Origin of the sequence: Paenibacillus macerans (assembly GCF_050565405.1) — a bacterium.
GTDB lineage: Bacteria > Bacillota > Bacilli > Paenibacillales > Paenibacillaceae > Fontibacillus > Fontibacillus macerans_B.
Window position 1 is genome coordinate 1 of the sequence record NZ_JBNYYG010000063.1, and the last position, 13,340, is coordinate 13,340.

Consider the following 13,340-nt stretch of genomic DNA (forward strand, 5'->3'; position numbering starts at 1 on the left):
TTTTCGCAAAAAGCTCTTTGAAAAAACAAAAAGGATGCGCTATAATAATTAACGCATCCTTTTTTCATACCCCTGTGTCCCAGTAGCTCAGTTGGATAGAGCAACGGCCTTCTAAGCCGTCGGTCGAGCGTTCGAATCGTTCCTGGGACGTTTGTTTGATAAATCCTCTCCTTATGGAGAGTTTTTTTTGTTTTCCTCGCTTTATCGGAAGAGTAATGATTGTTGCGGATGATCGTTTGGCGAGCCACCGGACAAAAAAACGAGTGTCTTGGCCTCCGAAAAAGATAATGCCATGCGGCCTTGGCCGCATGGCATTTGTATTCAAGAATTAAGGAATGGAGCGGGTGAAGGGAATCGAACCCTCGCCTCAAGCTTGGGAAGCTGGCGTTCTGCCATTGAACTACACCCGCAAAAGCTAAGCAAGAAATATTATAACGCGAATCCGGGCGAAGATCAAGCCGTCCCGGAAAATGGCCGGCTGCCTTACTTGACGATGATTTTTCGGGCGGCGGCCATCCCTCTCAACTCGACGTTCAACTTCTCCTTCTCTTCGGCGCTGAGCTGAAGGCATATCCCATAATGGAAAATGGGGGGCTCAAGCTCCTTCTGCCAGCGGATTTCTCCGGGAAACGCGTACATGTCATCGCCCAGCTGTGCGTGCAGGACGACCCGAATGGCATGGGTGGAAGCGTGCAGGTTCAGTCCGGTACGAATCCGGCAACCCGACTTGTGGATATCGATCAGTTCGATCTGTGCGGGTTTGCTCAATAACGGCCGTCCGTCGATTTCAAGAATTTCGATCCGGGCATTCGTCGGCGGATTCAGGGAGTAACGGAACGGTTCGGTTCTTCTGGTTGTCATCACAAACCTCCTGCACGGCAAAGTAGTTACGATTATATCGGATGATCGAGACGAAAGGCATCGATCCTTGGGCCTATTTTTCGAAGAAATCGAAAACAGCATGGATTAAATGCCGGACATCTTGCGGGATTATTTTACGATTTTACAAAGCGCTACAATCTACGGGAATTAATTTAACAATTGTATACGACAATCTATTCATAGTTACATATGCCAATATAAAGGGTGAATTGGATGAAGATTAGTAGAGTTCTAGGCATGATTCTCGCATCCGCAGTAGTGACAACGTCTGCGGTGGCATCAACGGCGGCAGCCGAGGCCGGCCATCCGCAAATCGCGGCCAAGAGCGGTGCAAGCCAGTTCAAAGTCGTTAACCAAAACGTGGTGATCGACGGCATGAAATATTCGCTGAAAACGGTGGCCGTTAACAAAGTAACGTTGTATTCGCTGCGCGATTTGGCCAATGGCCTGGGGGCTTCCATTAAGCAAAACGGCGCCGATCTGATCGTAGCGGACAGCCAAGGCATGCACTCGGTGACGTTGAAAGCCGGTTCCAAAAGCTATCGGCTTGACGGTACGGCCGCACAATTTTCGGTAGCGCCTCAATCCGTGCAAGGTTCGGTTTACGTAGAACCAACGGCACTCGTTAAGGCTCTGGGTGGCGAAATGCTGGAGGGAACGGGGGAACTGCGCAGCACGGCTCGCCTGAGCGGGCAATTTTCCTCGCCGCTGATCGACGCAAGCGGAAACGTGATTGCAAGCCGGGACGACGCGGAAACAACTCAACTGGTCAAACTGGGGAAAAGCGGGCAATTCGAAGTGTTTTCCGACAACGCCAACATCATCGGCGCTTCTGTTTCGCCGGATCGTTCCTTGGCTGCTTTTACGGATGAAAGCGGCGCATTGCTTCTCTTAAACGTGACGAGCGGCACGGTGAAGAAGCTTGGAACCGACACCTCGGTCAAAACCGATTTGGTTTGGTCGGCCGATGGCAAGAAAATCTACTTTATCCAAGGCGATAAGCAGGAAAAGATTGCATACATAAGCCTAGATACCGGTAAGGTTACGGAAGTGCTGGCCGACAAAGTGGAGAATAAATCCGAGGTGCAGATCTCCGCGGACGAAAAGAAGCTTGTCTACTTCGTGAACGTGACCGGCAAAGCCGAGACGGACAAAGAAGGTACGGAGGAGTCGTTGACGATCGATTACTCCGCAGCGGGATCGCAAGTTTTCTCGCTGGAGATTGGCGAATCGAAAGCCAAGCCGGTTCAATTGACCAAAGAGCTGGACAATAAATTGTACTTATCCTTGCTCCCTGACGGAAGCGTGACTTACATCAGCGCCGATCCGGAAGGAAAGATTGAGAACAGCGTTCTGAAGCTCATCTCCGCCGACGGCACGAAGACCAGCAATTTGGTCGCGGACGCCAACGTTGTCTCGAGTGAAGGGGTCTCGGGTAAACTGATCGTTCTCATTGACGGCGCAACCGGAAGCAAATGGATCGAGGTAGCTCCATCAGGCGCCAGAACGGAACTCTTCAGCACGAATGCAGCCGTTTCCGACTGGACCATGGCGGCGGATGGAACCCTCGCGTTGCTCGCGGACGGCAAAGTCGTATTGGTGCAAGGCGGCAAAGCAACGGAACTGACTAAATAAACAAGATCCGGAAGGGGTTTTTTCGAATGAATTTGTTTAAGAAGCTTTCTTTGGTAGCGGTCGCCTCGGCGGTGCTGCTATCGACGACGATCACAGGCTCCGCATGGGCCAAAGACGATCTCAAGGGAAAAATCACGGTCAATGGCTCGACGGCTCTGTTGCCGTTGACTTTGCAGGCCTCCAAAGAGTTCCAAAAGCTGCACCCGAAAGTTAAGATCGCCGCTTCGGGCAAAGGTTCCGTAACCGGCCCGCAAGCCGTGAAGAAGGGCATCGCGAATATCGGCGCCTGCGACTGGGACGCCAGCACGGACGTACCGGGCTTTAAAGCGTTCGAAGGCCAAGTCGCCAACAAAGTGGCGGTTATCCCGTTTGCTACGATCGTAAACAAAAGCGTTGGCGTAGATAACCTCACGACCGAACAGCTGAAAGGCATTTATTCCGGGAAAATCACCAACTGGAAAGACGTAGGGGGCGACGACGAAGATATCGTGGTCATCACTCGCTCCTTCGGCTCCGGCACGCGCGTCAATTATCAGGCTAAGGCGCTTGGCGGCGGAGACATCGTCAAAAAGGAGAAAAACTACAAGGAAGTGGGCTCCAGCGGCGACATGAAAACGGCCGTAGCCACGACGCCGAACTCGATCGGTTACATCGACTTGACTTACATCAGCGGCAGCGACATTAAAGCCGTGAAGCACAACGGGGTAGCCGCCTCGGTCGAAAACGTCATCAACGGCAAATATAAAATTTGGTCTTACGGTTACTACATGACCAAAGGCGAGCCTACCGGCGCGACGAAAGCCTTCATCGAATATGTGCAAAGCAAAAAATTCCAAGAAGGTTCTCTGAAAAAGCTGAAGTTCATTCCGATCTCGGCAATGAAATAAGTCAAGCGGCATCAATCGGGCCAGCCCCTGAGTCACGGGGCTGGTTTTACGTATGGGAGGAACCAGAGTGAACGCACCTGCTCAAAACGCCGTTCCGCGCTCCGGCTCGGCATCCGATCCTCAGCAGCACCGGAGCTTGACGACCGGAAATGCAAGAGCACGGCGAATGGACCGGCTGTTCAAAAATTATTTCCTGTTCAGTATTTTAGCGCTCTGCCTGGTATTGGCCATGGTGATCTTCTTTATCGGCAAAACGGCGATATTGACTTTTGGCGAAGTGTCGCCGGCGGAGTTCTTCTTCTCGTTCGACTGGACTCCGGAGGAAGGCCGTTTCGGGGCGGCGCTTTTTATCGTGAACACGTTATCCTTAACGGTTTTGACTTTGATCATCGCGATCCCGATCTCTGTCGGCATGGCCATCCTGATCGCGGAAATCGCGCCGGCATGGGTCAAGAAGTTCATCCGCCCGCTATTGGATCTTCTGGTCGGGATTCCGTCGATCGTATACGGTTACCTCGGCTTGACGGTGCTGCTTCCGCTGCTGCGGGAGTTGAGCGGCGAAGGGCTGGGCGACGGGCTGCTGGCCGCCGCGCTGGTGCTGACGGTAATGATTCTTCCGACGATCAGCCGCATCAGCGACGACGCCATTACGGCCGTACCGAAAAAGTACCGGGATGCCTCTTACGCGCTGGGCTCCACCCGGCTTCAGACGATCTTCAGGGTGGTTCTGCCGGCATCCAGCCGCGGCATCGTGGCGGCGATTATTTTGGGCATGACACGGGCGATCGGGGAGACGATGGCCGTGGTCATGGTTATCGGGAACACGCCGCAACTGGCGAAATCGCTGTTTGCTCCGGCTTCGGTGCTGACAAGCAACATCGTCATGCAAATTTCCAACGTGGAGTTCGAGTCGACGTGGAACTACAGCCTTCACATGATGGCGTTTTTGCTGTTGCTCATCTCGTTCGTGCTGATCTTGATCATCCGTTTCGTTGGCCGAAAGGGGGAAGCGTAACACATGACCGGGTTTAAGCCATCTCGGCAAAACACCCGTTCCCTGCTGTGGGACCGGATGGCCACGGGCTTCTTTTATGCCCTTGGCACGGTGATCCTGCTGCTGATCTTCTCGCTGCTGATCACCATCCTGAGCAAGGGGTTGCCGCAAATTTCTTGGGATTTCCTGATCAAGCTGCCCGAGGAAATCGACGCCGGCGGGGGCATCGGGCCGATGCTGTTCAATTCCTTTTACCTCCTGTTTCTCTCGCTCCTGATTTCGATCCCGATCGGCGTGGGAGCAGGGATCTATATGGCGGAATACGCGCCGAACAACCGGTTTACGGAAGTGCTCCGCATTTGCGTCGAGTCGTTGTCCTCCGTTCCATCGATCGTCTTCGGCATGCTGGGCCTGGCGATCTTCGCGGAATATTTCGGCATCGGACTAACGATTCTCGGAGGAGCGGTGAGCCTGGCTTTCCTCAACCTGCCGATGTTGGCCCGCGTGACGGAGGAAGCGGTTCGGGCGGTGCCGAACGACTTGCGGAATGCGGCGTACGCGCTGGGAACGACGAAATACCAAACGATCCGCACCGTCGTGATTCCCGTGGCGATGCATGCGATCGTAACCGGCATTTGTCTGGTGGCGGGCCGTGCTTTCGGGGAGTCGGCCGTCATCATTTTGACGGCGGGGCTCAGTACTTCGGGCGAAATGTGGGATTTCAGCCTGTTTTCTCCGGGCGAGACTCTGGCGGTTCATTTATGGTACGTCCAATCGGAGGCGATTGTGGAGGATGCCCGGCAGATCGCCGACAAGTCGGCGGCCGTGCTGGTGTTCGTCGTGCTTTTGCTCAATTTCGGATTTCGCATCCCCCTTTGGTTCAACAACAGGAAGCTGAAAAAATAAGGCCCCGCACACATCTCTATTTTCACCAGAAAAGCCGCTGGAGCGATTCGCTCCGGCGGCTTCATTCAGTACGCCTATACAGGCGCGTTTTTTATTCTTGAAGAGGAGGCGAGGCGGCCAGCAAAGCCTTGATATCCGGTTCGATTTCCGAGGGTTCGGTTCGAGCGCCGTATTGCTTGACGACGTTGCCGTCCCGGTCAACGAGGAACTTGACGAAATTCCATTCGATATCGCCGGTATGGTAAGGCGCCGGCGTTTGATCAAGCAGATATTTGTACAACGGGTGGGCGTTTTCACCCTTCACTTCGATTTTACTGAACAGTGGGAAGGTAACCTGATAGTTGGTTTCGCAAAAAGCTTTAATCTCTTCCTCCGTTCCCGGCTCTTGCCCGGCAAATTGATTGCACGGGAAGCCGAGGACCGTCAGGCCTTGATCCTTATATTCGCCGTACAACCTCTGCAGCCCTTCGTAATGCGGAGTCAACCCGCAGCCGCTGGCCGTATTGACGATGAGCAGCACCTGACCTTGATACGGTTTTAACGTCGTCGTTTCGCCGGAGATGGTACGGACTTCGAAATCGTATATGCTCATTGGTTACACCAAATCGCAGGCGTCCGCCGGCATCCAGTGCGCGTCCTGCCCTTCCCATTTCACGTTGCAGCCGATCGGATTCGTGAGCGGCGTAGATACCGGCTTCCCGGAAGTCAGCTCAGCCAGCGCGCGATCCAGATCGTTCACCGTCATTTTGCCGGTATCGCGGGGGCTGTCTACGCCCCGTCCCGTATAAACCAGCTTGCGGTCCGCATCGAATACGAAGAAATGCGGCGTGCGCAATGCCCCGTAGGCTTTGGCCGCCTCTTGCTCCTTATCCCGCAAATATACCCACGGAAAGCGTTGCTCCTCCATGCGTTTGATCATATGCCCAAAAGAGTCCTCCGGGTGCGTAGTTTCACTGTTCGAGTTAATGCCTGCAAAAGCCACGCCTTGCTCCTTGAACTTCTCTGCCGTTTGCCGGGTAATCTCATCGGAACCGATTACGTAAGGACAATGGTTACAGGTAAAAAACACGACGAGCACTGGCGCGGAAGCAAAGCTGTCCAGCGCGTAAGTCTGTCCGTCTGTGGCCGGCAACCGGAAATCCGGCGCCTTCGTTCCGATTTCCAACGTAAAACTCATAGGATCACCTTCTTCTAAAATTGTGAGCGGTTACGTCTATTGTACTCCATTTTATCCCAATATCTCAAAATTAAATTACATTCGTCTCTAGTATCTGTCATAGACTTGACATTAAGAAATTTTCTATTGTCTATCACGGAAAAATACTGTAAAGTAACTTATCAAACAAACTATTTCCGCTTTTGTGTCAGTAATTCTAACACTGCAATTGACCGCAGTTCGATTGTTTGTCACATTTTGCTGAATAATATACTTCGATGTGTGACAAATGATATGGCGCAAAAAATAAGCACTATTTCACCTTCTTGCTTTATTTGGTTGCTGTGAAGAAGCGGGAACGCACAGTTGTCCGTGTGTACAAGACGTTCCGGTCGTTCCGCGATGGCAAGAAAGTTTGCCTTTGGGTATTGCTATACCCTCTTACTTTAATGGATTGCAGTAAAATAGGATGATTGCACATTTGTCCGCAATTGGTGGACATTGACTGATATTGTCGAAAGTGATCGAAGGACTGCCGGATCTATTTTTTGAGGAAAAGAGGCTGTGACATGATTCAACCGATTTTGCAGATCAAGGACTTGCACACCCATTTTTTTACAGACCGAGGCGAAATCCCTGCGGTAGACGGCGTGAATTTATATGTCAATCCCGGGGAGGTGCTCGGCGTCGTAGGCGAATCGGGCTGCGGCAAAAGCGTCACCTCCTTGTCCATTTTGAAGCTCATTCCGCAGCCGCCCGGGAAAATCACCGGCGGATCGATTTTATTCAAGGGGCAGGATATCGTTCCGATGAAGGAACGGGAGATGCGCGAAATCCGGGGTAATTCGATTTCCATGATCTTTCAGGAGCCGATGACTTCGCTGAATCCGCTGTTTACCGTGGGCCAGCAAATCGGGGAAACAGTCCGCCTCCACCGGGGATTAAGCAAGAAGGAAGCCCGGGAACACACGATTGACATGCTGACGAAGGTCGGCATCCCGAGGCCGGAGGCGATCATCGACGAATATCCCCACCAGTTGTCCGGAGGAATGCGGCAACGGGTGATGATCGCGATGGCGATCTCCTGCAGCCCCGAGCTGTTGATTGCCGATGAGCCGACGACCGCGCTCGACGTAACCATTCAAGCGCAAATCCTCGATTTGATCCGGCGCCTGAACCAGGAGCACGGAACGGCCGTGATGATGATCACGCATGACCTTGGGGTCGTGGCCGAGATGTGCCACCGCGTGGCGGTGATGTACGCCGGCAAAGTCGTGGAGGAGGGCAGCGTGCGCGATATATTCAAAAATCCGCTGCACCCGTACACGCAAGGGCTGATCCAATCGGTGCCGCGGATGGACGAGGAGCGTAAACGGCTGTTCTCCATTCCCGGCAACGTCCCTATTTTGAATACGGAGATGAAAGGATGCCGCTTCGCCGACCGCTGTTCGCACGCCATGTCGATTTGCCTCGAGCAATTGCCCGTGCTCAGGGAATTCGAAACGGCGCATAGCTGCCGATGCTGGCTCCATGAAACGCCACAGGAGGAAGTCGTATGAGCGAACCATTGCTGCAAGTAGAGCATTTGAAGAAATATTATCCCATCGGAGACAACTGGTTTGGAAAGACGCCGCAGCAATTTGTCAAAGCGGTGGACGACATCTCGTTTTCCGTGCGAAAAGGGGAGACCTTCGGGTTGGTTGGCGAAAGCGGCTGCGGCAAATCCACGACGGGGCGTTCCCTGCTGCGGCTGATCGAGCCGACCGGCGGACGCGTCATTTTCGAGGGCCAGGATATTACCGCGTTAGCTCCGGGGGAGCTTCGCAAGAAACGCAAGGATATGCAGATCGTGTTTCAGGATCCTTACTCCTCGCTGGATCCGCGGCATACCGTGCAGCGGGTTTTGGAGGAGCCGCTTATCGTGCATGGCGTCGGCAATGCCAAGGAGCGACAGGCGATGATCGATCGGTTGATCGATGTCGTCGGACTCACGCAAAGCCATCTGCAGCGTTATCCGCATCAGTTCTCCGGCGGCCAGCGGCAGAGAATCGGCATTGCCCGGGCATTGTCCCTGCAGCCGAAGCTGATCGTAGCCGACGAGCCGGTTTCGGCGCTCGATGTATCGATCCAGTCGCAGGTGGTCAATCTGCTCCAGGATCTTCAGGAGGAATTCGGCCTGACTTATATTTTCATCGCTCATGACCTCAGCGTGGTGAAGCATATTTGCGACCGGGTTGCCGTGATGTATCTTGGGCGGATCGTGGAGATCGCCGATAAGCGCAAGCTCTACTCGGCGCCGCAGCATCCTTACACGCAGGCGCTGTTATCCGCGGTGCCGGAGCCCGATCCGGACAAGAAAACGGAGCGGATCATTTTGCAGGGCGAGGTGCCCAGCCCGGCCAATGCGCCGATCGGCTGCGCGTTCCATACGCGTTGTCCGATGGCGATGGACGTCTGCCGGACGCACCGCCCCGAGCTGGCCGAGACGGAAGCGGGCCACCTGACGGCCTGCCACCTGTTCACGGAAGCGCGGGCCGCAGGAAGCGCGTTGGCTTAAAGCCAAGCTGCTTCGTGATCGAAAGATGACTTTTTGAACTATGATTTCAATGAAGGTTCAAAAAGTCAGGTTTGGAGCACCGAGAAGGTTGGAAGAAGCTAGGGACGCCCGGTAGCGAGGCTGCGTAACGGACCGTAATGACCTTATTTGCCCATTTCCGGCTATTTCCCACTGTAACGGACTCCAGAGACCTTATTGGTCACTCATGGCGGCCATTTAGCCGCTTTTGACCTGAAATAAGGTCTCCTCGGTCCGTTAGAATTGGGAACTGCCCCAAAGCAGGCCAATAGCGTTTCTGGTGTCCGTTAGATTGCTGGAGGCTACGTGAGCAACTGAAATGTTTCCGCAGGAAACAGGTTCGGAAGCATCTGCTTGGCCCGGATCAAGATTCGATGTCGATTAAGCTTCTTGACCTGCTTCGTGATCGAAAGATGACTTTTTGGTTTATAGCTCGGACTTTTGTCCGGCTTCTTATAAACAAAGGAAACTAATAATTTCGTTATTCAGAAGGGAGCCACAATATGAAAGTAAAAAGATGGAGCAGTGTCGTTTTGGTTTTGACGCTTAGCGCAGCCGTCGCCCTTACGGGTTGCGGAGGCAACAACGCAGGTGGCAGCAACAACGGTGCCGCCGGCACGAATGCGGGGGCGAATGCGGAAGCGAACGCGAACGCTCCGGCCGGATCCGCCCAGGATACGCTGATCGTCGGACGAGGCGGGGATTCCGCTTCGCTGGACGCCGCGATCGTTACGGACGGCGAATCCCTCAAGATCGCTCACCAGGTTTACGATTCTTTGCTGGAGTATAAGGAAGGCACGACGGAAGTCCAAGGCTCTCTCGCCGAAGAATGGACGGTTTCCGACGACGGTTTGAAGTACACGTTCAAGCTTCGCCAAGGCGTGAAGTTCCATGACGGCACCGACTTTAACGCCGACGCCGTCGTATTCAACTTCAACCGCTGGACCGATCCGAAAAGCGAGTTCAAGTTCGAAGGGGACTCTTTCGACTACTACGATTCCATGTTTGGCCCTGACGGCAAACGCGTTATCAAAGAAGTCAAAGCGGTTGACGCCAATACGGTTGAATTTACGCTGACCCAGCCGCAAGCGCCGTTCCTGCAAAACCTGGCCATGACCTCCTTCGGGATCGCCAGCCCGACGGCGATTCAAGAGAAGAAGGAAAACTTCAAGAACGAACCGGTCGGCACGGGCCCGTTCGTATTCAAAGAATGGAAACGCAACGACTCGATCACGCTGGAGAAAAACCCGAACTATTGGAAAGAAGGGCTTCCGAAGCTGAACAAGGTCATCGTGCGTTCCATTCCGGACAACTCCGCGCGCTTTAATGCGCTGCAAAGCGGGGAAATCGACCTGATGGAAGATTTGAGCCCGGACGATCTGGCGACCTTGGAGGCCAACCCGGATCTGCAAAAAATCGAACGTCCGTCGAACAACGTAGGTTATATCGGCTTTAACTTGAAAAAAGAACCGTTCAACGACGTGAAAGTCAGACAGGCGCTGAACCATGCCGTCGACAAGCAAGCGATCATCGACGCATTCTTCGCCGGCCAAGCGGAACCGGCCAAAAACCCGATGCCGCCGTCCCTGTGGGGTTATAACGACAGCATCACTGATTACGAATTCGATTTGGAGAAAGCGAAGGCGCTGCTGGCGGAAGCGGGTTACCCGAACGGCTTGCCGGGCGAATACACCTTCTACGCGATGCCGGTATCCCGTCCATACATGCCGGACGGCAAAAAGGTGGCCGAAGTCATCCAACAAAATTTCGAATCGATCGGCGTCAAGGTCGTCATCGAATCTCCGGAGTGGGCGACTTATCTCGACGACGCGCAAGCCGGCGAGAAGGACGATATCTTCATGCTCGGCTGGACCGGCGACAACGGCGACCCGGACAACTTCCTGTACACGCTGCTGGACAAAGACGCCATTCCGTCCAACAACTACAGCTATTATGCCAATGACGAGCTTCATGAATTGTTGATCGCCGCACAAAAAGAAACCGAGCAATCGAAACGCGAAGAACTCTATAAAAAGGCTCAGGAAACCATCAAAGCCGACGCTCCTTGGATCCCGCTCGTGCATACGACGCCGCTGCTGGCGGCCAAAGCGAATCTGAAGGGATATGTTCCGGCACCGACGGGAACGGAGTACTACAGCAACATCTATTTCGAATAACGGGCGGTACCCTAACGCCTCTGGCAGGTGAACCTCATCTTGAAAGCTTATATTTTGAAACGAATATTCATCATGGTTCCTGTCCTGATCGGCATGACGATTATCGTCTTTTCCATTATCCATGCGATCCCCGGCGATCCTGCGGAGACGATTCTGGGACAGAAGGCGACGGAACAGTCCAAGGAGGCGCTCCGCGAACAGCTGGGGCTTAACAACCCGTGGTATCAGCAGTACTTCACGTATATGGGGGACTTGCTGAAAGGCGACCTGGGGCAATCGATCCGTACGAGGGTGCCGATTACCCAGGAGATTATGCCCTATTTGGCGGCCACGGCCGAGCTGACCCTTGCGGCGATGGCGTTCGCGATCTTTTTCGGCGTGAACGCCGGCATCATCAGCGCCTGGAAGCAAAACTCATGGTTCGATTATATTTGCATGCTCATCGCGCTGATCGGGGTGTCGATGCCGATCTTCTGGCTGGGGCTAATGGAGCAGTGGATCTTCTCGCTGAAGCTGCATTGGCTGCCTTCGATCGGCCGCATGAACCAGCGCGACCCGGTAGAAGCCGTCACCAATCTATACCTGATCGACAGCCTCATCGCGGGACGATGGGATCAATTGTGGACGGTGGTCAAACATCTGATCCTGCCAAGCGTGGCGCTGGGCACCATTCCGATGGCGGTCATCGCCCGGATGACGCGCTCCAGCATGCTGGAGGTCATGAATTCGGATTTCGTCCGTACGGCCAAAGCCAAAGGCTTGTCCCAGTTTATCGTCGTGTATAAACACGCGCTGAAAAACGCCTTTATCCCGGTCCTTACCGTCATCGGCCTGCAGACCGGCGCGCTGCTCGGCGGCGCGGTGCTGACGGAGACGATTTTCGCCTGGCCCGGGGTGGGACGGTACATTTACGAGGCGATCAGCTCCCGGGACTACCCGGTTATTCAGTCCGGCATTCTGATCATCGCTTTTATTTTCGTCATTATCAATCTGATCGTGGATTTGCTGTACGCAGCGGTCGATCCGCGCATCCGTTACCGGTAAAGGAGGGAAACCATGGCGCAAGCAACAGCAAGCACAAACGGCAGCACCGCCATCTCGGCAGAGAAGGTTTCCGGACCTTGGCGCGATGCGTGGAGAGCTTTCCGCAAGAACAAAATCGCAATGGCCGGCCTGGTCATGATCGTGTTTTTCATCCTGATCGCGCTGTTTGCTCCGTTCATCGCCCCTTATGATTTTAAGACGCAGGTACTGGCCGACCGGCTGAAGCCCCCGTCCGCGGACCATTGGTTCGGAACGGACGATCTGGGACGCGACCTGTTTACCCGGGTGCTGTACGGAGCCCGCATTTCCTTGTGGGTCGGTACCTTTTCGGTCGTGGGCTCGATCATTCTGGGCACGTTGTTAGGCATTTTGGCCGGCTTCTACGGCAAATGGATCGACATGGTGATTTCGCGGCTGTTTGATATTTTGCTGGCGTTTCCGAGCATTTTGCTGGCGATCGCCATCGTGGCCATCCTGGGCCCGTCCTTGCAAAATGCGCTGCTCGCCATCGCGATCGTCAACATTCCGACTTACGGCCGGCTTGTGCGCGCCAAGGTGCTCAGTTTGAAAAACGAAGAGTACATTACCGCCGCGCGGGCCATCGGGATGAAAAACAGCGCCATCCTGCTGCGGCATATCCTGCCGAACAGCTTGACGCCGATCATCGTGCAGGGTACGCTGGGCATTGCGACGGCGATCATCGAAGCCGCGGCATTGGGCTTTCTGGGCCTGGGCGCTCAGCCGCCCGCTCCGGAATGGGGCAAGATGCTGTCCGATTCGCGCCAATTTATCGCTACGGCCCCGTGGACCGTTATCTTTCCAGGGATCTCGATCATGCTGACCGTGCTCGCCTTCAACCTGATGGGCGACGGCTTGCGCGACGCGTTGGACCCGCGGATGAAAAGCTAATATCGTTTGGCGTACGACTGCCGGGAGGTTTCCCGGCAGTTTTTTTTGCGCGAGAAAACCACATAATATATCCGTCACAAATAAGAGATTAAAAAGTCATGTTAGTTATTGTCACATCACGAGGGTTTCCGGTTATAATTTAAGGCATAGGATATAGAGATTGGCAAGGATGAGG

At 54.1% G+C, this 13,340-nt stretch carries 12 protein-coding genes and 2 tRNA genes; 10 read left to right on the forward strand and 4 right to left on the reverse strand.

What is annotated here, in order from left to right; genetic code table 11:
* Positions 1-76 precede the first annotated feature (76 nt).
* Positions 77-150, forward strand: a tRNA-Arg gene (locus ACQ4N8_RS24095).
* Between the two features lie 186 nt (positions 151-336).
* Here ACQ4N8_RS24095 and ACQ4N8_RS24100 read toward each other — a convergent pair.
* Together ACQ4N8_RS24100 and ACQ4N8_RS24105 are read right to left on the reverse strand one after the other, a co-directional pair.
* A tRNA-Gly gene (locus ACQ4N8_RS24100) sits at positions 337-410 on the reverse strand.
* A gap of 73 nt (positions 411-483) precedes the next feature.
* Complete coding sequence (locus ACQ4N8_RS24105) at positions 484-861, reverse strand: PilZ domain-containing protein (protein WP_430706895.1); 378 nt, start codon at positions 859-861, stop codon at positions 484-486.
* Positions 862-1,095: 234 nt separating this feature from the next.
* Between ACQ4N8_RS24105 and ACQ4N8_RS24110 the strand changes: the two genes are divergently transcribed.
* From ACQ4N8_RS24110 to pstA, 4 genes are all read left to right on the forward strand, one after another.
* On the forward strand, positions 1,096-2,517 hold the full coding sequence (locus ACQ4N8_RS24110; protein ID WP_430706896.1) for a stalk domain-containing protein: 1,422 nt from the start codon (positions 1,096-1,098) through the stop codon (positions 2,515-2,517).
* 26 nt (positions 2,518-2,543) lie between these two features.
* Positions 2,544-3,404, forward strand: coding sequence for a phosphate ABC transporter substrate-binding protein (locus tag ACQ4N8_RS24115; protein WP_430706897.1), 861 nt, complete (start codon positions 2,544-2,546; stop codon positions 3,402-3,404).
* Between the two features lie 136 nt (positions 3,405-3,540).
* Positions 3,541-4,419 (forward strand): phosphate ABC transporter permease subunit PstC, encoded by an 879-nt coding sequence (gene pstC, locus ACQ4N8_RS24120; protein WP_430706921.1) that lies wholly within the window; start codon positions 3,541-3,543, stop codon positions 4,417-4,419.
* A 3-nt stretch (positions 4,420-4,422) separates the two neighbouring features.
* Positions 4,423-5,304 (forward strand): phosphate ABC transporter permease PstA, encoded by an 882-nt coding sequence (pstA, locus tag ACQ4N8_RS24125; RefSeq protein ID WP_430706898.1) that lies wholly within the window; start codon positions 4,423-4,425, stop codon positions 5,302-5,304.
* 91 nt (positions 5,305-5,395) lie between these two features.
* Here pstA and ACQ4N8_RS24130 read toward each other — a convergent pair whose 3' ends face one another.
* Together ACQ4N8_RS24130 and ACQ4N8_RS24135 are read right to left on the reverse strand one after the other, a co-directional pair.
* Positions 5,396-5,896 carry a glutathione peroxidase gene (locus tag ACQ4N8_RS24130; protein WP_430706899.1) on the reverse strand — a complete coding sequence of 167 codons (501 nt, stop codon included), beginning with the start codon at positions 5,894-5,896 and terminating at the stop codon, positions 5,396-5,398.
* Positions 5,897-5,899: 3 nt separating this feature from the next.
* Positions 5,900-6,481, reverse strand: coding sequence for a thioredoxin family protein (locus ACQ4N8_RS24135; RefSeq protein ID WP_430706900.1), 582 nt, complete (start codon positions 6,479-6,481; stop codon positions 5,900-5,902).
* Positions 6,482-7,029: 548 nt separating this feature from the next.
* Here ACQ4N8_RS24135 and ACQ4N8_RS24140 point away from each other — a divergent pair.
* From ACQ4N8_RS24140 to nikC, 5 genes are all read left to right on the forward strand, one after another.
* On the forward strand, positions 7,030-8,019 hold the full coding sequence (locus ACQ4N8_RS24140) for an ABC transporter ATP-binding protein (RefSeq protein WP_430706901.1): 990 nt from the start codon (positions 7,030-7,032) through the stop codon (positions 8,017-8,019).
* The gene (locus ACQ4N8_RS24145) at positions 8,016-9,017 is read left to right on the forward strand and encodes an ABC transporter ATP-binding protein (protein ID WP_430706902.1); all 1,002 of its coding nucleotides are present in this window, start codon (positions 8,016-8,018) and stop codon (positions 9,015-9,017) included. The genes ACQ4N8_RS24140 and ACQ4N8_RS24145 overlap by 4 nt, the downstream gene beginning before the upstream one ends.
* A 521-nt stretch (positions 9,018-9,538) precedes the next feature.
* Positions 9,539-11,212 (forward strand): ABC transporter substrate-binding protein, encoded by a 1,674-nt coding sequence (locus ACQ4N8_RS24150; protein ID WP_430706903.1) that lies wholly within the window; start codon positions 9,539-9,541, stop codon positions 11,210-11,212.
* A 39-nt stretch (positions 11,213-11,251) separates the two neighbouring features.
* Entirely contained in the window at positions 11,252-12,256 is a 1,005-nt protein-coding gene (locus ACQ4N8_RS24155; RefSeq protein WP_430706904.1) for an ABC transporter permease, read from the forward strand.
* Between the two features lie 12 nt (positions 12,257-12,268).
* Positions 12,269-13,165 (forward strand): nickel transporter permease, encoded by an 897-nt coding sequence (gene nikC / locus ACQ4N8_RS24160; RefSeq protein ID WP_430706905.1) that lies wholly within the window; start codon positions 12,269-12,271, stop codon positions 13,163-13,165.
* Positions 13,166-13,340 lie beyond the last annotated feature (175 nt).